The sequence below is a fragment of the Mycobacterium sp. NGS64 genome, from assembly GCF_059812245.1.
Genome location: NZ_JCALCI010000003.1, coordinates 249,645 through 272,949 on the forward strand (window position 1 = coordinate 249,645; position 23,305 = coordinate 272,949).

The 23,305-nt window shown below is 66.7% G+C and carries 11 protein-coding genes and 1 pseudogene; 6 read left to right on the top strand and 6 right to left on the bottom strand.

The annotated features are described in order from the left end of the window. Positions 1–99 precede the first annotated feature (99 nt). The 3 genes from AC5Y4S_RS15095 to AC5Y4S_RS15105 all read right to left on the bottom strand — a co-directional run bounded on the left by AC5Y4S_RS15095 (position 100) and on the right by AC5Y4S_RS15105 (position 7,209). Complete coding sequence (locus AC5Y4S_RS15095) at positions 100–3,273, bottom strand: ATP-binding protein (protein WP_500033535.1); 3,174 nt, start codon at positions 3,271–3,273, stop codon at positions 100–102. A gap of 235 nt (positions 3,274–3,508) precedes the next feature. After that, positions 3,509–4,423, bottom strand: coding sequence for an alpha/beta fold hydrolase (locus tag AC5Y4S_RS15100; protein ID WP_500033536.1), 915 nt, complete (start codon positions 4,421–4,423; stop codon positions 3,509–3,511). A gap of 146 nt (positions 4,424–4,569) precedes the next feature. Further along, positions 4,570–7,209: an ATP-binding protein gene (locus AC5Y4S_RS15105; RefSeq protein WP_500034019.1), complete on the bottom strand. Its 2,640-nt coding sequence runs from the start codon at positions 7,207–7,209 to the stop codon at positions 4,570–4,572. 428 nt (positions 7,210–7,637) lie between these two features. Here AC5Y4S_RS15105 and AC5Y4S_RS15110 point away from each other — a divergent pair, with 428 nt between their 5' ends. Beyond that, positions 7,638–8,135 carry a hypothetical protein gene (locus AC5Y4S_RS15110; RefSeq protein ID WP_500033537.1) on the top strand — a complete coding sequence of 166 codons (498 nt, stop codon included), beginning with the start codon at positions 7,638–7,640 and terminating at the stop codon, positions 8,133–8,135. 15 nt (positions 8,136–8,150) lie between these two features. Here the strand turns inward: AC5Y4S_RS15110 and AC5Y4S_RS15115 are convergent, their stop codons facing one another. Both AC5Y4S_RS15115 and AC5Y4S_RS15120 read right to left on the bottom strand, forming a co-directional pair. Next, positions 8,151–11,345, bottom strand: coding sequence for an AAA family ATPase (locus AC5Y4S_RS15115; protein ID WP_500033538.1), 3,195 nt, complete (start codon positions 11,343–11,345; stop codon positions 8,151–8,153). Between the two features lie 169 nt (positions 11,346–11,514). After that, the gene (locus tag AC5Y4S_RS15120) at positions 11,515–12,765 is read right to left on the bottom strand and encodes an HNH endonuclease signature motif containing protein (RefSeq protein WP_500033539.1); all 1,251 of its coding nucleotides are present in this window, start codon (positions 12,763–12,765) and stop codon (positions 11,515–11,517) included. Between the two features lie 248 nt (positions 12,766–13,013). Between AC5Y4S_RS15120 and lipY the strand changes: the two genes are divergently transcribed. The 4 genes from lipY to AC5Y4S_RS15140 all read left to right on the top strand — a co-directional run bounded on the left by lipY (position 13,014) and on the right by AC5Y4S_RS15140 (position 19,864). Then, a complete protein-coding gene (gene lipY, locus AC5Y4S_RS15125) occupies positions 13,014–14,585 on the top strand; it encodes a triacylglycerol lipase LipY (protein ID WP_500034020.1) in 1,572 nt (523 codons plus the stop codon). Between the two features lie 54 nt (positions 14,586–14,639). Beyond that, the gene (locus AC5Y4S_RS15130) at positions 14,640–15,176 is read left to right on the top strand and encodes a hypothetical protein (RefSeq protein WP_500033540.1); all 537 of its coding nucleotides are present in this window, start codon (positions 14,640–14,642) and stop codon (positions 15,174–15,176) included. Positions 15,177–15,186: 10 nt separating this feature from the next. Next, positions 15,187–16,830, top strand: a complete 1,644-nt coding sequence (locus tag AC5Y4S_RS15135; protein WP_500033541.1) for an Hsp70 family protein — start codon at positions 15,187–15,189, stop codon at positions 16,828–16,830. 121 nt (positions 16,831–16,951) lie between these two features. Further along, complete coding sequence (locus AC5Y4S_RS15140) at positions 16,952–19,864, top strand: heterodisulfide reductase-related iron-sulfur binding cluster (RefSeq protein WP_500033542.1); 2,913 nt, start codon at positions 16,952–16,954, stop codon at positions 19,862–19,864. Positions 19,865–20,710: 846 nt separating this feature from the next. On the opposite strand, the gene AC5Y4S_RS15145 is transcribed toward AC5Y4S_RS15140, so the two are convergent. Continuing rightward, entirely contained in the window at positions 20,711–21,925 is a 1,215-nt protein-coding gene (locus tag AC5Y4S_RS15145; RefSeq protein ID WP_500033543.1) for a PPE family protein, read from the bottom strand. A gap of 70 nt (positions 21,926–21,995) precedes the next feature. Here AC5Y4S_RS15145 and AC5Y4S_RS15150 point away from each other — a divergent pair. Next, positions 21,996–23,284 (top strand): annotated as a pseudogene (locus tag AC5Y4S_RS15150) (pyridoxal phosphate-dependent aminotransferase). The last annotated feature ends 21 nt before the right edge of the window (positions 23,285–23,305 follow it).

Here is a 23,305-nt window from a genome sequence, read left to right on the forward strand (position 1 = left end):
TCCGCGTCACGGTAAGCCAAACCGTAGGCGCCGAGCGCCCACGCAAGCAACAACGGGTTGCCTATTGCCTCCGCAGCCTCGATGAGGCCATCCGCGCGGTCATGGCATCGCCTCGGCCCACTTCATATGGCCTTCGAAGCCAAGGGTTTTCGCCATATCGCGGTAGCGGTCCCGCAGGTGGTTGTACACCTCGGCATTGTCCTGAGCCCGCGCCAGGAGTGCCTGCAAACGCAACAGCCAGATGTCGCGCATCACCAGACCCGCTTCGGCTGGCGCTGACGTTAAACGCTCGATTGCGGCTTCGGCTTCGACTAGATCACCCTCAGCGTCGCGCTCAATTAGTGTCTCCACCAGTACACCTGTCGCGGGAATGCCCCATTCCAGCAGCTGTCCCTCGCAGAACAGCTGGTCGACGGCGACACGCATGAGCGATATGGCCTCATCGCGATCTCCACGCCGAGACCGCTCATGCGCCAAGTAGACATTCACCAGCGGTAACTCGCCCAGGGCATACCCCTGGCGCAGGAACACCTCGCTGACCTCGGCTAGCAGTTTCTGTCCGTGCTCACGCTCCGCATCCGTGGGGACGTGCACCAGCGCAAGGCCCAGCGTCATCTGTGCGATGGCCACCGCGAAGTCATCACTAGATCGGTCGGCAATCCGCAGAGCATCCCGGCTCTCGCCCACCGCCCGATCATCAGCAGCCAGCACACCAAGCGGTATGCCCGAGAAGTAGACGAAGGTGACAACCATCGCATAGGACGTGGCGTCGGCGCTGCGGGCCATGGTCAGGGCGCGGTGCAAGTCGTCGCGCCATCCCGGATCACCCAACCAGTAACGGGAAATACCCCGCTGCGCAAAGGCGAGCGCTAACGGAGACCCGAAAATAAAGTTGCCCATTGAGGGGTCACCGTCTGCCAAGTCAATGACCCTCTGTGACCACCGCAGCGCGTTGCAAAACTCACCACTTTCGCCTTTGGCGTAGATGGCTGGAAAGGACAGCCCCACCGTCAGGGTCGGATCGCTGATCGACTCGAAGAGGGCCACGGCCTCGGATGCCAGCTGCGACGCCTCACGCATCCGGGCCTGGAAAGCGCGATCCATCACCAGGCCCGCCATGCCAATAGCCAATGACGCCTTGTCGCCGACAGCGGCGCACAACTGCCGCAGTTCCTCAAAGCGGTCCCCAGCAACCTGTGCATGGACGCGCCAAGCGATTCCGCACAACATTGTGCGCGGAGCAATCCGCATAGCTGCGCGGTCGGGGTCGTCGGCAGGTATTGCGTCGGAGATCCTCTGAGCGTGTTCCCAGCTCAGTCGCGCCGCGTTGATGTCGCGGTTGGTCGCCCAGGTGGCCGCGCGCATGTGCCAGCCGTAGGCGGCGTGCAGATCACAGGCGGCCTCCAGATGTTGAGCGATCAGCGCCGCATTCTCCTCCGCCGCTGCCGGGTCACGGGACTCGATTGCCGCAGCGACACGCCGGTGCAATTCGGTGCGATCCGATCTGAGCTGTGATTCGTAGGCCACCGTGCGGATCAGGGGGTGGTGGAATACATACTCGGGGTGTCCGGTGAACCTGATCTGGTCGATCAGCTCGCCGCGCAGGAGGTCCTCCATGGTGGGCTCAATGCCCAGCGCTTCCAGCAGCACCCTACTGAACCGCGCGCCAATCACCGCCGCCGCGCTCAGCGTGCGCTTGGCTTTCGGGTCCAGCCGGTCGATGCGAGCGGCGATGGTTGCCTGCACCGTTGCGGGCACGCTGACTTCGGTAGCGTCCACCGTACCGACGTAGTCGCTGCGGGTGCCGGACAGCACGCCCCGCTCGGCCAGGTCTCGAACGATCTCCTCGGCGAAAAACGGGTTTCCGGCAGCCCGCTCAGCGACCTTCGGTCTCAGTCCCTCAACAGAGCGGTCCGGCCCGAGTATCTCGGTGACCAACGCCGTGGTTTCTGAATCACTAAGCGGCGCAAGAGCGATGGTCGGAGCACCCTGCACCCGCGCCAACGCGCCCTCGTACTCCGGTCGGTAGCTGACGAGCACCAGTGATGGCGTCTGGGGGATCACCCTGACGAACTCGGCCAGCATGGACTCGCTGACCTCGTCGATCCAGTGGGCGTCCTCGACGACGTAGACCCTCGGGGTTTCGCGCGCCAGCGAGGCGGCGTTGACGAGCGCGGTCAATCGCCGTCGCCGCGCATCCGGGTCGATCTTGGGCAGCTGCACTTCGGCATCGGCGACGCCAAGCAGGTCGTCAAAGAGCACCAAGTCCTCCGGCTCCGCCCCAGAAAACCGAGCCCGTATCCGCGCTCGTGCAGCCAGCGGGTTTAGGCCCGTGATGCCGGTGATCGCCCGCAGCAGCCGTGCCACGGCATGGAAGGGGACCTGGCTAGTGTGCGATTCACAAAAGGCAGTGAATACCTCTACACGGCGGGTGGCTGCCATGGCCGTCACCTCGCGCACCAGACGGCTCTTGCCGATGCCAGGCGGCCCCACGACACCGACCACCGCACCATGGCCATCAATCGCACGCTCTAACAAGCCCTCGACGGCGGACATCTCCCAACGCCGACCGACCAGACTCGTCTCAGCACGTCGGGCACTCTGATGCCGTTCCTCCATAGCCAGCAGCCGACGAGCGGGAACTGGCTCACCGGCACCCTTGATCTGAACGGGCTCCAACTCGCCCAGACTCGCCGCGCCCTCAACCAGTCGCGCCGTGGACGCGCTGAGCATCACCCCGCCCGGCGGTGCCACCGACTCCATCCGTTGCGCCATACCGACGTGTTCGCCGATGGCGGTGTAACCCATTGCAGCCGTGCCGATCGCTCCGGCGATCACCTGCCCGGAGTTCAATCCGATCCGTAACTGAAGGTCGATGCCATCGCGGCGGGAAACCTCCTCAGCCAGATCGTTGATGCCGCTATGGATCTCCAATGCGGCCCGACACGCGCGCAGCGCGTGGTCCTCCAACGCCACCGGCGCACCGAACACCGCCATAATCCCGTCGCCAGTGAACTTGTCCAGCGTGCCGCCGTAGCGTTTCACCACCAGGGCTGCACGATCCACTAACCCGACCATGATCTCGCGCAGCCGCTCCGCACCTACCGCCACCGCGATGTCCATGGAATGCACCACATCGGCGAACAGCACGGTCACCTGCTTGTACTCCGGACGGGTGTCCTGTTCGGTGACCGGCGCACCGCAGCAGTCACAGAATCGCGCACCCTCACGCGGCTCGGTGCCACACGCGCGGCACGCGGTCGCTGCGGTCACCCGACCCTCCGCTGCTTCCGGCCCCCGGTTTTCACAGAATAGGCGATCTGACACTTCACACGGCGCTGTTGGCCTCACAGCAGGTGATGTTGAGACGAAGTTATGAGACTCTCACATATCGTCTATTCCGAGACAAGGGCGTCACCAATTCGGTGCGTATCGCGCTGACCTATCCGTTGTGTACCTGTCCCCGTCAGTGTCGGCTCACGCTCTGCAGATCGAGCGCGGTCGGTTGCTAGGTCCTGGTCTTGTGGGCGCCTGAATTCAGCCCAAGCACATCGCGTACCGTCTCGATGACCACGTCGGGCCGGTCGATCGGAAAATAGTAACCGGCCTGGTCGACGGTGATGAGTTCTCCTTGTGGAAACCGTTGAGCCAGTTCGCGATGCGCGGCATCAAGACGCTCAACCCAGGCCCGCGATCTGCTGCCGCGATTCTGCGGCACCAGCACCCGCACAGGAACATTCGGCAATGACGCTGCCGCACGCAACGCCGTGGCCGTCTCACGTGCATAGCCGCCGAAAAGCTGCGGCAGCACCGGCACATACGACCACCGCGCCCGCGGCGGATGCAACAAGAAGTGCTCGACATAATCGAGCGCATCCGTACTAGTACCCGCTGACACGGCCCTGCGCTGAAGAAATTCTCGGCCGGTGCGAGTTCGAAACACCCCAAGCCTTAAAACAACGTTCGACACCAGAACATATACGAACCCATAGGCCAGCAAGCGATACCGGCTAAGCCGCGACTCGAAGGGCACTTCCGTGGGATCGAGCAACACCAAACCCGCAACCATCTCAGGGTGTCGCACCGCGAACATCTCTGCGACCAAACCCCCAAGCGTCCAACCGACAACGACCACCGGTGTGACACACCCCGCGGCTTGGATCAGCGCGGCCAGATCATCCGCCATTCCGGCAACGTCACGATGTGCGGGACCATCAGAACACCCACTGCCGGCCCGGTCATACGTCAGCACCGTCGCAAACGAAGCCAGGCGTTCTTCTAAGTCGCCGTAGGCACCCGTGGTGCCTTCACCGGCAATACCCGCACCTCCGGCCTCAAGCACGACCGTTGGGCCACTGCCCCGCACGCGGACACACACCACTCGGTCACCGATATCAAACAACTGCCGATACGGCCCGTCCACGCCAAGATTTTAGCCAGGACCGATGCACGGCGGGAAGTATCGCTTTAGACAAACGAGACTGATCGGTTTGGCTGATGCCCCGCAGGTGATCGCCGTCGGTATCCGCGAACACCCCTACTCCGACTTTTGAGACGGTCATATGTCGTCTATTCAGAGACTGCGTTCAGTTCTGCGCTCGCCTGGTCGATTTGGTCGTAGGCGTAGGTCGCCATTGCGGAGGCGGTCATCGTTTCGCCTTTGTGGGCGAGCGACTTGTAGATCGCTTCGCCGAGCACTTCGCGCAGGTGGGTGATCGCGGTGGTGATTTCGGGGACTATCGCCGCGGCAATGCGGGCGAAGCCGGCGATGGTAGCCGCCGGTTCGTAGCGGCCGAGCCGGTCGAAAAGAACTGCGAGGATGGCCAGCGAGGCCCGGATGTTGGTGGTATTGCCCGAATCGTGGTAGTTGCGGATTGCCAGAGTGAGGTGATCGAAAGCGGACACGGTGTCGCCCTGTTCGGCTTCGAGTAGAGCCAGACTGTTCGCCAGCATTGACGCGCGCGAGCGGTTGCCGCTGTCGTGGGCGGTCACCAGACCCCGGCCGAGGGCGTTAAGCGCCCCGACGGGATCCGCGTCACGGAAAGCCATACCGTAGGCATCGAGCGCCAACGCGAGCAAGTACGGGTTGCGTGTTGCCTCGGCAGCCCCGATGAGGCCATCCGCGCAATCCATCGCCTCGTCACCGGAACCGGCCACTGAAAGGGCGGCAATCAGCCATGCCCGGACGTACACCGGGGTGTCGCGGCGGCGCGCGAGTTGGGCGCGGCACAACTCGGCCAACCGCTCGGGCTGTCGGAGGGCTAGGTATACAAGTCCAATCGCGGCTTCGATGCCGTGGGGCAGCGCCTCGCGGCTCCTGCCGAGAACGATCTGGCCGGCGTCGCTGTAGCCGACAGCCGCCTCGAACCGTCCCGCGAACCAGCACTGCGACGCGATCACGTACAGGAACGCCAGCCGGGGATGGTCGACCGCGCGGGCGGGCTCTATCAGCTCTTCAGCCCAGGCGATCGGCTCATTGGTTTGGACCATAAAGCCGAGGAACCCCGCGTAGGTGGCGAGGGTGGCGGCGGCATCCAGATCGCCGTGGTCGGCGGCCCACCGAAACGCGGTGCGCAGATTGGCCAGCTCGAGAACGAACCAGTCGTAGGCGTCACGCTGGCGAGGGCTGTTCCACCAGGCCATGATGTCGGCTTCGCGTCCGGCGAAGTACCGTGAGTGTGCGGCCCGAATCTCCGACGCTTCGCCGCGGGCGACGAGTTGTTCCTCGGCGAACTGGCGGATCGTTTCCAACATCGAATACCGGGTGCGGCCCGCTGTGCGGGTGGCGACGAGCAGCGACTTGCGCACCAGCGCGTCGAGCAGATCCAGGGTGGCGAAATCATCTGAGGTGTCTGGGAATCCAGCTACGGCGCAGGCGCTCTGCAGATCGAAGCCCCCGGCGAACACCGAACACCGATCCAGCAGCGCCTTTTCCGGCTCGTCGAGCAGCTGGTAGGACCACGCCACGGCGTGGCGCAGGGTGTGGTGACGTTCCAGAGTCAGCCGCGAGCCCACCAGCAGCCGCAACCGTTGATCGAGCCGATCGCGCACCTCGCCCGCGGTCATAGCCGCCATCCGCGAGGCGGCCAGCTCGATGGCCAACGGGATCCCGTCGAGGCGGCGGCAGATCTCCACCACCGCGCTCGCCTCGTCAGGCTCGGTGAGCGAGAAGCGCGGGGCGACGCTTCGTGCGCGTTCGACGAACAGCGACACTGCGGCAGAATCGATGCCCGCGCCCACGTCCAGCGAGGGCACCGGCCACAGCTGTTCGTCGGCGATGCCGAGGCCCTCGCGGCTGGTGGCCACGATCTTGGTCGTTGCCGAGACCGCGAGGATGGCCTCGATCAGATCGGCGGCGGCGTCCAGCACGTGTTCGCAGTTGTCCAACACCAGCAGCCGCACTCTGCCCTCCAGGGCTGCGGCGACGCTCGCGGCCACGGTCTTGCCGGGTTGTTGGGTGATGCCCAGCACCGACGCGACCGCGTCGGGCACCGCAGCCGGATCAGTGACCTCAGCCAGTTCGAAAAACCACGCCCCGTCTGGGAATTCGTCGACCAGCCGCCCTGCCACTTCCAGCGCTAGCCGGGTCTTGCCGACCCCGCCCACCCCGGTCAAAGTCACTAACCGATGCGCCTTCACCGCGGCTTGCACCTCGAGAGCGTCGGACTCGCGCCCGATCAAGCTCGTGGGCGCAGGGCGCAGGTTCCCCGGACTCACATCCAGCGCCCGCAACGGCGAAAAGTCCGTCTGCAGGCCCGCCGCTCGTACCTGATACACGCCGACCGGATTGGGCAGATCCCGCAACCGCCGCGGCCCCAGATCCAGCAGATCCACTCCGCTGAGCAGACCCGCCGTCGACTCGGCCAGCAGGATCTGACCACCATGCCCGGCTGCCATCACGCGTGCCGCACGGTTCAGCACCGCACCGAAGTAGTCACCATCGCGGAGTTCTGCTTCGCCGGTTGCAATTCCCATCCGCACCGGCAACTCCAGCGCACGCTGCGCCGCCACAGCGGCATCGACCGCCAACTTGGGTGAGGCGAACGCAGCGCACACGCCGTCCCCGGTGTGTTTGAACAACCAGCCCCCGTGCGACTCGATCGCCTTACACAACACTTCGTCATGGGCGGCTAAAGCGATCCGCATCGCGTCCGCGTCGGACTCCCACCGACGGGTCGACCCCTCAATATCGGTGAACAGAAACGTCACTACGCCCAAAGGCGGGTCCCGTCGGGACACCTGCACAGAATGTCATATAAGCCACGTCAACGCCGCCAGCCGAAACGAATTTTCAAGCCCGAGTAAATCGTCCATTTTGAGCTATCAGCCGGACCATAGTTTTGCGGGCCGAGGAACCGACCCCGCGATGAGGCGCATGGAACCCCTGCACGATCGTGAGCCAGCTTTCACGAGATCAATGCCCGGTCATGAGGATCCGTCGAATCGACGACGTAAGCATCGTCTTGTCAAACTGTTTTCAGACACCAAGTCCATGGACGCACCGATGACGAAGAAGGTCGAACATGGGAGGATGCCGGATACCCGCGGCCGTACAGCAGGCTCGATCGATGTTGGGGACCACATGCACAGAGCCCAAAAGTGCTCAGCGGTTGATGGCTCATGAGTAGCGAAACACAATGACCGTCCAGCGGCTCGATATCCCGGCAAGTCAGTGGCGCCATGCGGACATCACTGCGGTACGGAATGTCCTGACCAATGTCGGCGCTGATCCGGCGCGGGTCCTGGCGTGGCGCGGATCAGTCGTCCTGAGCTTCGCCGACGTACCGGAGGGTTACCCCTACCTGAATCCGGCGATCGCTGCCTTCCTGCAGAAGTTGTATTCAGAGGTCCCACACGTCTTGTACTTCCTGAATCCAGATCGGACGAGCGGTGCGCTTGACAGCTTCTACGCGTCAATCGGCGCCCTGTCTGAAACCGAACACGGAGTATGGGTCATGTGGTCGGACGACGTCGCGGCGGCGTTCTACCAAGCGCTGGCCGCGGCTGCAGAGTTCGCGATCCATCGAGGAGATGACTGGGTCGCGGTTGTCGAGGGCTACGAGTACGACGAAATCCAAACGAGGAATTCGGAAATACGCGCGATTCTCGCCGCTCGCGGAGTTATACCAGCGTAAAGGCGGGAGCCGCGGTCACGGCATCGCCTCGGCCCAGCCGATATGGCCCTGGAAGCCAAGCGTTTTCGCCATGACGCGGTAGCCGTCCCGGCGGTCGCGATAGGCGGCCTCGTAACCGCGAGTTCGCGCCGACAGGGCTCGCAGACGCAGCAGCCAGATGTCGCGCATCACCAGGCCTTCATCGGCGGACGCGGCCGCCAACCGGTCGATCGCGGCCTCGGCTTCTGCCACGTCACCGTCGGCCCCGCGGTCAAGAAGCGTTTCCACCAGAACACCGGTCACGGGAATGCCCCACAGCAGCAGTCGTCCGTCGCGGAACACATGGTCGCCCGTGGCGCGCAGGAGCGGGATGGCCGCATCGCGGTCTGCACGCGTCGCCTGTTCACGCGCCAAGTAGGCCTCGATGACCGGCAAGTCGCAGACGTTGTGGCCCTGGCTGAGGAACACCTCGCGGACCCCGACGGCGAGCTGCCGCCCGCGGTCACGCTCGGCAGCCTCTTGGCGGTGCATCAGCGCAAGACTCAACGCCGCCCGGATGAAACCCACCACGACGTCGTCGCTGGAGCGCTCGGCAATCCGTAGGGCACCCTCGATCTCGTCCAGCGCACGATCATCCGGCCTCAGGACGCCGAACGGGATCCCGAGCAAGTAGGCATAGCCGACGACGCCCGCGTAGGAAGCCGGGTCAATCCCTCGGGCCATCGGCATGCCGCGCCGCAGGTCGTCGGGCCATCCGGGAAGGCCCAGGAAATACCGGGCCATGCCCCGCGATGCGAACGCGAGCGCCAGCGGAGACCCGACCAGAAAGTTGCCTTTCGTCGGATCGCCGTCGGCCAGGTCGATCACGGTCTGCGAGCATCGCAGCACGTCACACCACCGGCCGCATTCGATCTGACCGTAAATCACCGGGAACGAAAGCCCCACCGTCAGGTTCGCGTCTTCGAGCGCCTCGGCGAGGGCCCAGGCTTCCGACGCCAGCTGCGACGCCTCGCGCAGCCGGTCCTGATGGGCATGGCCGACCACCGAACCCGCCGTCGCGATGCCCAATGACGCCTTGTCCCCCGCGGCGTTGCACAAGTCCCGCAATTCATCGAAGCGGTCACCGGCGATGTCGGCGTGGACGCGCCAGCCCGTCCCGCACAGCATGGTGCGCGGGGCGATGCGCATGGCCGCCCGGTGCGGGGGGTCGGCTTGTAGCGCATCGGCGATATCTGCCGCCCGCTGCCAGCTCAGTCGCGCCGCCTTGATGTCCCGGTTGGTCGCCCAGGTCGCGGCGCGCATGTGCCAGCCGTACGCGGCTTGCAAATCACCGGCGGCCTCAAGGTGTTCGGCGATCAGTGCGGCGCTTTCGTCCGAGTTTTGGTCGCCGGCCTCGATCGCGGCGGCCAGCCGGCGGTGCAGATCCGAGCGATCCGATTTGAGCTGTGCTTCGTAGGCCACCGCACGAATGAGCGGATGGTGAAAGACGAATTCCGGTTCAGGACTGACCCGGACCTGATCGATGAGCTCTGCTGCCACCAATGCGGGAAGCACCGGCTCGACACCTAGCACCGTGAGCAGGTCCACGCCGAATCGCGAGCCGATGACGGCCGCGGCACTCAGCGTGCGCTTTGCTTTCCGATCGAGCCGGTCGATGCGCGCGGCAATCGTCGCCTGCAACGTGGCGGGCACCGTCACCTCGCTAACCTCCGCCGCCGTGATGTAGGCACCGGGCTCCCCGTCCAGCACGCCGCGCTCGGCCAGCTCGCGGACCAATTCCTCGGCGAAAAACGGATTACCGGCGGCCCTCTCGGCGACTCGTTGGCTCAGTGCACCCACCGAGGCGTGTGGGCCGAGGAGCTGTGCGACGAGGGTCGCGGTTTCTGAATCACTCAGTGGCGCAAGGGCTACTGTGTGCGCGTTGGCCACTCCAGTCAACCCGCCGCGATACTCGGGTCGGTACGTGATCAGCACCAGTGAAGCCGTGTGCGGGATCACCGTCAGGAAATTGGTCAGCATCGACTCGCTGGCCTCATCGATCCAGTGGGCGTCCTCGATGACGTAGACCGCAGGGCGCGAGCGGGACAACCTGGCGGCGGTCACCAGCGCGGCCAACCGCCGCCGGCGCGCGTCGGGATCGATCGCCGGAACGGCTGTGGCGGGGTCGGCGATGCCGAGCAGGTCGTCGAGCAGCAGCGCGTCCTCGCGATCTGCGTCCGGCATCTGCTCTCGCACTCGGGCGCGGGCAGCCTGGGCGTCAAGGCCTTCGACCCCGGTGGCCGCCCGCAACAGACGCGCCACGGCATGAAATGGGACCTGGCTCGTGTGCGACTCGCAGAAAGTGCTGAACACCTCCACATCCCGGGCCGACGCCATTGCCGCGATCTCGCGCACCAACCGGCTCTTGCCGATACCGGGTTCACCCACCACCTGGACAACGGCGCCGTGTCCACCGAGCGCGCGGTCCAACAAGCCCTCGACGGTGGAGACTTCCCACCGGCGACCGACCAGGTTCGACTCAGTGCGCTCGGTGGCGCGACGCCGGTCTCGCGTGTCCAGCAGGCGGTACGCGGTGACGGGTTCGGTGACGCCCTTGATCCGGACCAGCTCCGGTTGACCGAGCGCCGCCGCGCCGTCCACCAATCGCGCGGTGGAGACGCTGAGCATCACCCCACCCGGCGGGGCGACCGATTCCATTCGTTGGGCCAGCCCGACCTGTTTACCCATCGCGGTGTAACCGAAAGAGCCCGAACCGATTTCACCGGCGATCACCTGACCGGAATTCAGCCCCACCCGCAGGAGCAGTTCCGTGCCGTCGCGCCGCTGGACCTCGGCTGCCAGCGCCCTCGCTTCGGCCTGAATGCTCAACGCCGAAAGGCACGCACGAAAGGCGTGGTCCTCCATTGCCACCGGCGCACCGAAGACCGCCATGATCCCGTCGCCGGTGAACTTGTCCACCGTGCCGCCGTACCGCTGGACGACGGCCGCGCAGCGGTTGGCCAGGTCGATCATGATCTCGCGCAGCCGCTCCGTCCCGAGAGTCGCCGCGATGCCCATCGAGTCGACCACGTCGGCGAAGAGCACCGTGACCTGTTTGTACTCGGCCGATCGGCTGATCTCGGTAACCCGTGCGCCGCAGTGATAACAGAACTTGGACGTCGGCGGAAGCTGTGTGCCGCACGAAGCACACGACAGTCCCGTTGCGCTCGGCGCACCACGCGCGTCGTCCACGCCAATATGGTGTCACTGCGGGTCAACGATGTCGTCCTCTCGGGGCACGTGCCAGCGCGGTGGTCTCGGCGCAGTCCCGGTTGCGGCCCGGGCTGGCCGCTGTCAAGATCCGAGGCGAAACCCCGACGCCTCAGCCTGTTTCAGGGTCGATGCGTTGCCGGCGAGCGGCTCAATTGTTAGTCGGTGGGGGTTGGGGTTCGAAGGGGGTGTACCACCACCAGTCGGCGCGTTCGCCAAGGGGTCCGCGGCAGGGTGGGACGTCAGGCGGGGGGCGCTTCGGTGGACGCGCGAGTGATCCCGCGGACAGTGGTCGGCCGTCGTCGTCGGTGACGACGAGGTGGTCGGCGGGTCCGGTGATGGTGATCAGGCCGCGGTGGTGTGCCCGGTGGTGATAGGGGCAGAGCAGCACCAGGTTGGTCAACTCGGTGGGGCCGCCGTTTTCCCAGTGCACGATGTGGTGGGCGTGCAGGCCGCGGGTGGCCCCGCAGCCGGGTACCGCGCAGGTGGGGTGGCGGTGTTCGAGGGCGCGGCGTAGCCGGCGGTTGACCGTGCGAGTTGTGCGCCCGGCACCCAGGGGCCGCCCGTCGCGTTCGAACCACACCTCGCAGGTGGCATCACAGGTCAGGTATTGGCGCTCGGCGTCGGAGAGCAGTGGGCCCAGGTGCAGCGCGGCGGCGCGCCGCTCGACGTCGAGGTGCACGACCACCGTGGTGTGTTGGGCGTGCGGGCGGCGCGCCGCTTCGGCGTCCCAGCCGGCCTCCACCAGCCGCAGGAAAGCGTCGGCGGTGTCCGGGAACGGCGGTGCCGCATCGGAGGCGGCCTCGCTATCGTCGCGGTCGCGCTTCCACTGGGCGATCAGCGCCTCGCGGTGCGAGGCCAACGCGGCGTCGAACGTCGCCGCCTCGGGATGCGGAAGCTTGATCCGCCAACAGCTGCCGTCCTCGCTCGAGGTTTTGGTGATCGAGGGTTGCCGCTCCGGGCGGGCCTCGGGGGCGGGGCGCGGTTCGAGTTTGATCGCGGTGCGCAGCTGGGTGACCGTGGCCACCTTCGCCAGCTGGAGGTAATGCTTATCCGAGCCCGCGCCCGCGCGGGTGGCGATCACCCCGACCTGATCCAGTGACAACCGGCCCTGGCGCAGCGCCCGGGTGCACCGCGGAAACTCCTGCGCCCGGCCGGCCACCGTGGCGATGGTGTGGGCGTTGGCCGGCGAGCAGCCGGTCTTCCAGGCCACCAACGCCGGGATCGACCGCGCCCCGGTGTTACCCCACAATCCGTCGCGATCGATCTCGGCGACGATCTGCACAATGCGCCCATCAATCGCATTGCGTTGACCGCACAACTCGGCCAGCTCCTCGAACAGCACGTCAAGACGCGTGGGCTCATTCACCACCCAAGCGCCAACAGGTGCGGTTGAAGACATGACCCCATGATCGCAGCGGGGTACGACAAGTTTTCGGCCAAGAAATCCGTGACGAGGCCACGACCGTCGTCATTGGCCAAGCGGCACAGTCTGAATGGCCACCGCACGTCCCCCAAGGCAGCCACCTGCGTCCGGGGTCACCGAGGATAAAGCTCCGCAATCCAGGATTCCGGCCTAACTCGATGCGGTACGTTCCTGAAAGGGAATGCGATCAGCGCTGATCGAGGGGAGCAGTGGTGAGCTTTTCGGTGTGGCCGCCTGAGGTCAATTCGGTATTGCTGCTTGATGGACCGGGTCCGGGGCCGATGTTGGAGGCGGCGGCTGCCTGGGAGGGCGTCGGCTCCGAATTGAGTTCGGCGGCCACCGCGTTCAACTCGTTGACCTCGGACCTGGCCGGCCAGGCCTGGCAAGGCCCCGCATCGGCATCGATGACGGACGCGGCCGCTCGCTACGTGAGGTGGCTCGGCGGGGCGGCAGCCCAAGCCGAACAATCGGCGGCCCAGGCTCGCGCGGCGGCCACCGCCTACGAGTCCGCGCTGGCGACGATCGTGGATCCGGCAGTGATCAACGCCAACCGCGGCCAGCTGGTGTCGCTGGTGATCTCGAACCTGTTCGGTCAGAACGCCCCCGCGATCGCGGCCGCCGAGGCCGATTACGAGCGGATGTGGGCTCAGGACGTCGCCGCGATGGGCGGGTACCACGCCAGCGCGTCGGCAACGGTCGCGCAGTTGGGCTCGTGGGAGCAAGCGCTGCAAAGCCTGCCCGGTGAATTCGTCCAAGCTGTCGAAAGCGAATTCCACCACGTGGCCAACACGGTCGTCGGCACCATCTTCGGGGCGCCGGCCGCTCCGCCCTTCTCGGCGACGCAGGCGGGGACCTACACCGGCGGACCGTCGCTGGCCACCCGGTTCGAAGAAGCCGCGCTGTACCCGGTGAAGCCCCTCCTGGGTTTCTTCCCGGGACTCGAGGCTCAGCTTTCGTCGCCCAGTTCCCCGTTCTTGCAGCTGTTTACCGGCGACAACCCGCTGCTCGGGATAGGCCTGTCCAACAGGCCGCCGGCGTTGCTGCCGTTGCTGCTCGGAGAAACGGTGCAGCAGACCACGTACAACGGGATGCCCGTAGTGCAGATCACGCCGGCTCATCCGACCGGCAACTATGTGGTGGCCATTCACGGTGGCGCGTTCATTTTCGCGCCGTCGATCTTCCATTGGCTCGATTACACGGTCATGGCGTATCAGACCGGCGCGACCATCGAGGTGCCGATCTACCCGCTGCTGCAGCAGGGCGGCACGGCCGGCACGGTGGTGCCCAACATGGCCGGCTTCATCTCCTCGCAGATCGCCGCGCATGGGGCCTCGCACGTCAGCGTGACCGGCGACTCCGCCGGTGGCAACCTCGCCCTGGCGGCCGCCGAATACTTAGCGCTCCACGGTCAGACCGAGCCGTCGTCCATGGTCCTGCTGTCTCCGTGGCTGGATGTCACGTTCAGCAACCCGAACATCGCGTTCGTCCAGGATCCGCTGCTGCCCGTTGCGCCCGGAATACAGATCGGCAAGGAATGGGCGGGCGGCCTTCCCACCAACAACTACCAGGTGAGTCCGCTGAACGGCAACCTCGCCGGACTCCCGCCGACGTATGTCTACTCGGGCAACCTGGATTCGCTGTCCCCAGACGTGCTGGTGCTGCAGCACAACGCCGCACTGGCGTCGGCCCCGTTCAACTTCGTGCTGGGGAACGGCGAAATCCACGACTGGATCATCCTGACTCCGGACGGTCCCCAGTACTGGGCGCAGATCGATCACGAACTCGGAATCGCCTAACCGCGGCTCGACGTCCTGAGCTGGCCCGAAGGGGGTGCCAGTACCATCGGCTCCGTGGCATCCAACGGCCCACCGGACGACTTCCACAATCAGCGGACGCAGTATGCGAACTACGGCGCGCTGGGCGGGCCCCCGCCGTCGGGCGAACCTCCTGCCGAACACGACCAGTTGGAGCAACCCGAGGTGCTCGATCCCTTCGACCGGGAACCCGAGCCCACCCCCTGGTACCGGAAACCCGCCGGGATCATCGCCTGGATCGTCGCCGTCCTGATCCTGCTGGCGCTGATCGTCTACGGGCTGATGGAGCTGATTCAGGGCGGCCGCGGGACCAGCCCCAGCCCGAGCACCACGAGCAGCACCACCCCGACGACGACCACCACGACGACGACGACGCCCACGACGACCGAATCCTCCGCGCCGCCGCCCACCAGCAGCGCCGTCGAGCCGCCGGCACAGCAGCCGACCCAGCAGCCCACGCGCCAGCCGACCCAGCAGCAGCCGACGCATCGGCACCACATGCCCCAGTTGCCGTCGGTGATCACCATTCCCGACGGGCCCGTAGTCACGCTGCCGCCAGGCCTTACGCAGTGAAGTCCGCGCTATGAGCGAGGCGCTCGGGCTGTCGATCGGGGCGGCCAACCTGGTGGCGGTCCGTTCGGGCAGTAGTCCCGTGGTCCGCAGCTCGGTGTTGACGCTGTTCGAGCACCGGCCCACCGAAATCGGCTTGCCGGAGGAAAACCCGAACCTGTCCGAACCGGGTCTGGTGCTGCGCGGGTTCGTCGAGCGGGTCGGGGACCGCGCCCCGCTGGTGGCGGCCGACGGGACGAAGTACCTCGGCGAGGTGCTGACGGTCGAGGCGATCGAGGCCATGGCGCGCACGGTGGGCTACGGCACGCCCGTCACCGTCGCGGTTCCCGCCTACTGGTCGGAGGCGCAAACCACCGCGCTGCGCGACGAATTTTTCGCCCAGCCGGACCTGACCCGCGGCGGTGTGGCGCCGGCCCTGATCTCCGACGCCACCGCCGCGCTCGCGACGCTGCGCGCCCACTCGGGGTTACCGGCCGGCGTCGTCGCGGTGTGCGATTTCGGCGCCAGCGGCACCAGCGTCACCTTGATCAATGCCGGGCCGACCCTCGCCCAGATCGGTTCTTCGGTGCGCTACACCGACTTCTCCGGCGACGGGATCGACCAGCTCATCCTTGATTACGTGCGGGCGGGCGGCTCCGACGCCACCAGCACCGACCTGGCCAGCACCGCCCGAATCGGCGCGCAGGCCCGCCAACTCGCCCAATGCCGCCGCGTCAAGGAGCAGCTGTCCAGCACCGCCACTGCCGGTGACGAGGTCCGGCTTACCCGCGCCGAACTCGAACAGCTCATCTCGCAGCCGCTGGACGGATTTATAGGCACCGTCGAAGACACGTTGCAGCGCAACGGGATTGAGCGATCCAACCTGGCGGCGGTGGCGGCCGTCGGCGGGGGCGCCAGCATCCCGTTGGTCGCCGCGCGTTTGTCGGAGCGCCTGCGGGTGCCGATCCACACCGCGCCGCAGCCCGCGCTCGCCGCCGCCGTCGGCGCCGCGGTGCTGGGCCAGCAGCAGGCCGCGGCGGGCGTAGCGACCGCCGCCAGCCCCGTCGTCGAGAACCCGACCGAATTGGTCGAGACCGCCAAGGTCGTCGACGGCGGCCCCGCCCTGGCGTGGTCGGCCGACGCCGACGACGCCGCCGAGCCGGTGCCCTACGTCGGCCCCGACATGACCGGCGAATACGGCCGGGAGCCAACGAGATTGGGTGACACCGACAGCGGCCGCCTCGCCGCCGCGAGCGCGACGCTGCCGTGGTACAAGCGCACCGCGCTGGTGTTGAGCGTCGTCGGCGCGGCCGCGGCCGTGCTGCTCGCGGTGGCGTTGGCGCTGACCCTGGGCCACCCGAAAACCACCCCGACCAACAACACCCCGCCGACCGAACAAGCGCCGCCGCAAACATCGCAGACGGAAACGATCACACAGCCGAACGGCAGCACCACCGTGACGGTGCTTCCGCCCCCGCCGCCACCGCCGTCGTCGTCGACCGAGCCTCCGTCGACGAGCACGACCAGCAGTCCGCCGCCCACGACCACAACGGCGGCGCCGACCACCACGAGTGCCCAGCCGACCACGACGTCGCAGGCGACCACCACCGCGGCGCCGACGACCACGCGGCAAAGGCCGCTGCCGCTGCCCCTGCCGCAACCGCCGTTCGGGCGTTAGCCGCAGGCCACGGGCGCCGCCGGGCGGCGACTTAGGGCAGCCTATCTCGCACCGAAACCTACCCAGATGTCACTATGAGCAAGCCTCGGTAGGCAAAAACTAGGAATTGGGGAGACCTTCTGTGACCACGCAAACGCTCATCAGACTGATACTCGGACTGGGCATGACCGTGGTGGTGGGCGCTTTCGCTGCGCGCCGCGTCCTGTGGCTGAACAAGCTGGTCATGTCGGGCCAGCCGGCCAGCGGGCGCGCCGACCACGTCGGCAACCGCATCTGGACGGAACTCACCGAGGTTTTCGGGCAGCGCAAGCTGCTGAAGTGGTCGCTGCCCGGTCTGGCGCACTTCTTCACCATGTGGGGATTCTTCATCCTGCTGACGGTCTACATCGAGGCCTACGGCGTGCTGTTCCAGCCCAACTTCCACCTCCCGATCATCGGCCGCTGGGACGCGCTGGGCGCCCTGCAGGACTTCTTCGCGCTGGCCGTGCTGACCGGCATCGTGACCTTCGCGATCATCCGGCTGCGCACCGAGCCGAAAGAGTACGGCCGCCAGTCCCGCTTCTACGGCTCACACACCGGTGGCGCCTGGCTGATCCTGTTCATGATCTTCAACGTCATCTGGACGTACGCCATCTTCCGCGGGGCCTCGGTGAATTCGCTCGGCGACGAATTCCCCTACGGCCGCGGCGCTTTCTTCAGCCACTTCATGGGCTCGCTGCTGCGGCCGTTGGGGCACAACACCAATGAGATCGTCGAGACCGTCGCCCTGATGCTGCACATCGGCGTCATGCTGGCGTTCCTGCTGATCGTGTTGCACTCCAAGCACTTACATATCTTCCTGGCGCCCATCAACGTCATCTTCAAGCGCCTGCCCGACGGGCTCGGCCCGCTGCTGCCGATCGAGTCCGAAGGCAAGCCGATCGACTTCGAAAACCCGCCGGACGACGCGCAATTCGGCCGCGGCAAAATCGAGGACTTCACCTGGAAGGGCATGCTCGACTTCGCCACCTGCACCGAGTGTGGGCGCTGTCAGTCGCAGTGTCCGGCCTGGAACACCGGAAAGCCGCTGTCGCCCAAGCTCGTCATCATGGACCTGCGCGACCACTGGATGGCCAAGGCGCCATACATCCTGGGGGACAAGGAGACTCCGCTCGAGAACACCCCGGAGGGCGGGGTCGCCGAGAACCTGAGCGGCGAGAAGCACGCCGAGCAGCATCACGTCCCCGAGTCGGGCTTCGGCCGCGTGATGGGCTCGGGTCCGGAGCAGGCGACCCGCCCACTTGTCGGCACCGCCGAGCAGGGCGGCGTCATCGACCCCGACGTGCTGTGGTCCTGCGTGACGTGCGGCGCGTGCGTCGAGCAGTGCCCGGTGGACATCGAGCACGTGGACCACATCGTCGACATGCGCCGCTACCAGGTGATGATGGAGTCGGAGTTCCCATCCGAGCTGTCGGTGCTGTTCAAAAACCTTGAGACCAAAGCGAATCCGTGGGGCCAGAACGCCTCGGACCGGACCAACTGGATCGACGAGGTCGACTTCGACGTCCCGGTGTACGGCGAGGACGTCGACAGCTTCGACGGCTACGAGTACCTGTTCTGGGTGGGCTGCGCCGGCGCGTACGACGACAAGGCGAAGAAGACCACCAAGGCCGTCGCCGAGCTGCTGGCCGTCGCCGGCGTGAAGTACCTGGTGCTGGGCACGGGCGAAACGTGCAACGGCGACTCCGCGCGCCGGTCGGGCAATGAGTTCCTCTTCCAGCAGCTGGCCGCCCAGGCCGTCGAGACCCTGGACGGGCTGTTCGAGGGCGTGGAGACCGTCGACCGCAAGATCGTCGTCACCTGCCCGCACTGCTTCAACACCCTGGGCAAGGAGTACCGGCAGCTGGGCTCCAACTACACCGTGCTGCACCACACGCAGCTGCTCAACAGGCTGGTGCGGGACAAGAAGCTGGTGCCGGTTACGTCCGTCTCCCAGGAGATCACGTACCACGACCCGTGTTATTTGGGCCGGCACAACAAGGTGTACGAGGCGCCGCGCGAGCTGATCGGCGCGGCGGGCGCCACCCTCACCGAGATGCCGCGGCACGCCGAGCGCAGCTTCTGCTGCGGCGCGGGTGGTGCGCGCATGTGGATGGAAGAGCACATCGGCAAGCGGATCAACCACGAACGCGTCGACGAGGCGCTGGGGACCGGCGCGGCCACCATCGCGACCGGCTGCCCGTTCTGCCGGGTGATGGTCACCGACGGCGTCAACGACCGGCAGGAGGAGGCCGGCCGCAGCGGCGTCGAGGTGCTCGACGTCGCGCAGGTGCTGCTCGGGTCGATCGAGTACGACAAGGCGACGCTGCCCGAGAAGGGCACGGCCGCGAAGGAGGCCGAGAAGCGGGCGGCCGCCGCACCCAAGGCCGCGGCGCCGGCCGCGCCCGCCGAGGCGCCGGCCAAGGCAGAGGAAGCCGCGCCGGACAAGGCCGCCGAGCCGGAGCCGGCCAAGGCCGCGGCGCCGGCGCCGGCCAAGGGCCTGGGCATCGCCGGCGGCGCCAAGCGCCCCGGCGCAAAGAAGGCGGCACCCGCCGCGAAGGCCCCTTCCGCGGCCGAGGCCCCGGCCGCTCAGCCCGCCGCACCGGCCGAAGAGGCCAAGGCTCCCGCGGCACCCGCCGCGCCGGCGAAGGGCCTCGGCCTGGCGGCCGGGGCGAAACGACCCGGCGCCAAGAAGTCGGCGGCTCCGGCGGCAAAGGCAACCGAGGCACCTGCCGAGCCAGCCACACCGGCCGCACCGGCCGAAGAGGCGAAGGCTCCCGCGGCGCCCGCCGCACCGGTGAAGGGGCTCGGCATCGCGGCCGGCGCCAAGCGGCCCGGCGCCAAGAAGGCCGCTGCCCCAGCCAAGCCCGCCGAGGCCCCGGCCGAGCAACCCGAGGCCGAGCCCGAGCACAAGCCGGAGCCGTCGGCGCAGCCCGACGGCGACGCGGCGAAGCCCGAAACCCCGGTGAAGGGCCTGGGCATCGCGCGTGGCGCTCGCCCGCCGGGCAAGCGTTGATCGCGGATACCGCCACCGCTCGGGTCTGCTGACCTTTCCGTCACCTCATCTCGACGTGGTCGGCCACCACGACCGCGTCGCCCGTGTCGCGCTGCGAGCGGCGTCCCAACGTGCGAGACTGCGTCCACGCCGACAACGACGCGGTCAATCGGGGGTTACGAGAGGACGAACTGATGAAGCGGGCGTTAATCGGCGTTTCGGCGGCAGCAGCGATGACACTGGCACCCCTCTTCGTTCCACCAGCACCAGCGCACGCCGACGATCCATGCGTCAGCGTCACCGATCCCGGTGCCCACCAGGCTTGCATCAACGGATTCATGCCCCATGACCCCAAGCGCCGACACCTTCTGGGTGACTGCGAGGGGGCCAGCCCTCTAGACGGACAGGTGGGCCAAGTTTGCGGCTAGCCTCTAGCGCCGAAACCTTTCGCCCGTCTTAGCGGAATGCGCCTCAGAAAGAGGCGTGCCACGGCAGGGATTTTGCGCGATTCTGGAGTGGCGACAATAGGGGCCATTTCGCGGGCGCGAAGGGACGAAGTGGTGAAGAGGGCAATAGTGGGCGCGACAGCAGCCATTGCACTGGCATCCCTGTGCATTCCACCACCACAAGCACGCGCCGACGATCCCTGTGCCGGCATCAACGATCCCGCTGCCCACCAGGCTTGCGTCGACACACCCCCGCCCGAGGAACCGCTGCAGAGATACCAAAACGATTGCCAGGCCAGCCCCTTGTACGGACAGTTGGGGCAAGTTTGTCGGGACCTCTGGGTCCCCAAATCTGCGCCCCCAGATCGAGGGCGGGCCGGCGACTCGGTAACCCTGTAGTGGGGCCGGCTGGGCGTTCGTCTCATCCGCCTGCTGGAGGTCGCCGCATGATCGTGCCGAAGATCGGCGGTCCGTAGCCTTTCTCTGCCGGCTTGTCCTGCTGGGCCTTACGCGCCCCCGGTGGCATCGGCGGGACGAACATCGGGACCAGTGGAGCGCCGTCGGCTGTTGTTGCCATCAGCGGCGCCTCCGAGGCCGACAGCTGGATCGGGGAGGTGACGGCCGAAGGCGGGACCACCAGGTTGCTGACGTACATCCCCGTGCCCATCGAAGCGGTGGCCGAAGTCTCGGCGGCGGGCGCATAGGCGGCGGCAGCGTAGATGTTGGGGGACCCTCCCACGGCCTCGGGACCGGTGAGGTTGTAGGCAATGGCCAGGTTGCGGGGGGTCGCGGCCAGGACGTCTGGGTACTGACCGGGGAAGAAATCGTGGCCGCTCATGATCAAGCCCAGCTCGGCCTGCGGGTTAAAGACGCCGCTGCTGACCAGGCTTTCCAGGTAGGCGTTGACGGTCTGAACGAACGGATTGTCGAGGATGCCCTGGGCGGGTGCCGCCGCCGCGGTCACGGCGGCCGTTTGAGCCGCGGCGGCCGTCGGAGTGGTCATCGGGGATGGGGCACTGAACATCGGCATCGCCATGGTCTGCAGGCTGGTGGCTTGATAGCCCAGCATCGCGGTCGTGTTATCCGCCCACATCTGCAGGTACTGGATTTCGGTGGCGGCGATGGCCGGGAAGTTGATGCCGAAGAAGTTCGTCGCGATCAGATCGGCGAGCAGCGTGCGGTTCGCGGCGACCACGCTGGGATGCACGACAGCGGCCTTGGTGGCGACGAACGAACTGGCCATGGTGGTGGCCGCCATCGACATCTGAGCGGCCTGGGCTGCGGTGGTTTGTAGCCAGGCGATGTACGGAAGGCTCGACAAAGTCATCGCCGTCGCCGATGGTCCTTGCCAGGGAATGCTCGCCACGGTGGAGGCGTAGTCGGCGGCGGTCTGTCCCAGCTCGGTCACCAGCTGGCGCCAGGCGTCGGCAGCGGTGAGCCACGATCCGGGCCCCGGCCCTGAATGAATCAGTGCTGATGTGATCTCGGGGGGAGCCCAGAAGTCCACGCCTACCCTGCCAAAGCTCCGAGCCGACTCTCGATGCCCCGCATGCGGGCCTTCCTTTCGGTCACGTTCTCGTGCTCGGCGACGTGGCCCGATTCGTCGAAAACAAGCGTAACGCGTGTTTACTCGCATCGGGAATAGCGAAGATTCCGCCCCACCGGGCAGGCGTTGATCACAGATTGAGGTCCGTCAGCAAATTTCATTGGACAACGATGGCACCATAGGGACGTGAGTACTCACCAGCTGCCCGCGCATATCACCGGCCATCATCGGCAGCGGTCCTTCGCGCAGTCGTCCAAACTGCAGGACGTCCTGTACGAGATCCGCGGCCCGGTGCACCAGCACGCCGCGCGGCTGGAGGCCGAGGGACACCGCATCCTCAAGCTCAACATCGGCAACCCGGCGCCGTTCGGCTTCGAGGCGCCCGACGTGATCATGCGCGACATGATCCAGGCCCTGCCGTACGCCCAGGGCTACTCCGACTCGCAGGGCATTCTGCCGGCCCGGCGCGCGGTGGTCACCCGCTACGAGCTGGTCGAAGGCTTTCCGCGGTTCGACGTCGACGACGTCTACCTGGGCAACGGGGTATCCGAGCTGATCACGATGACGCTGCAGGCCCTGCTCGACAACGGCGATCAGGTCCTGATCCCGGCGCCGGACTACCCGCTGTGGACGGCGTCGACCTCGCTGGCCGGCGGCACGCCCGTGCACTACCTGTGCGACGAGACCCAGAACTGGCAGCCCGACATCGCCGACCTGGAATCCAAGATCACCGAGCGCACCAAGGCGCTGGTCGTGATCAACCCGAACAACCCCACCGGCGCCGTCTACAGCCGCGAGATCCTCACCCAGATGGTCGACCTGGCGCGCAAGCACCAGCTGCTGCTGCTGGCCGACGAGATATACGACAAGATCCTCTACGACGACGCCAAGCACATCAGCCTCGCCACGCTGGCGCCCGACATGCTGTGCCTGACCTTCAACGGCCTGTCGAAGGCCTACCGGGTCGCCGGCTACCGGGCCGGCTGGCTGGCTATCACCGGGCCCAAGGAGCACGCCAGCAGCTTCATCGAGGGGATCAGCCTGCTGGCCAACATGCGGCTGTGCCCCAACGTCCCGGCGCAGCACGCGATCCAGGTGGCCCTCGGCGGCCACCAGAGCATCGAGGACCTGGTGCTTCCCGGCGGCCGGCTGCTCGAACAGCGCGACGTCGCCTGGACCAAGCTCAACGAGATCCCCGGGGTGTCCTGCGTCAAACCGGAGGGCGCCTTGTACGCGTTTCCCCGGCTGGATCCCGAGGTCTACGACATCGAGGACGACGAGCAGCTCGTCCTTGAGCTGCTGCTGTCCGAGAAGATCCTCGTCACCCAGGGCACCGGTTTCAACTGGCCGGCGCCGGATCACCTGCGCATCGTGACCCTGCCGTGGTCCCGCGATCTCGCCGCCGCGATCGAGCGGCTGGGCAACTTCCTGGCCAGCTACCGGCAGTAACGGGGTTTCGGCGCCGCCCTC

Excerpts from the sequence above, each read along its gene's own strand:
- AC5Y4S_RS15110 (WP_500033537.1), top strand. The coding sequence starts at position 7,638 with ATGACCGTCCAGCGGCTCGATATCCCGGCAAGTCAGTGGCGCCATGCG.
- AC5Y4S_RS15135 (WP_500033541.1), top strand. The coding sequence starts at position 15,187 with ATGAGCGAGGCGCTCGGGCTGTCGATCGGGGCGGCCAACCTGGTGGCG.
- AC5Y4S_RS15120 (WP_500033539.1), bottom strand. The coding sequence starts at position 12,765 with ATGTCTTCAACCGCACCTGTTGGCGCTTGGGTGGTGAATGAGCCCACG.
- AC5Y4S_RS15145 (WP_500033543.1), bottom strand. The coding sequence starts at position 21,925 with ATGCGAGTAAACACGCGTTACGCTTGTTTTCGACGAATCGGGCCACGT.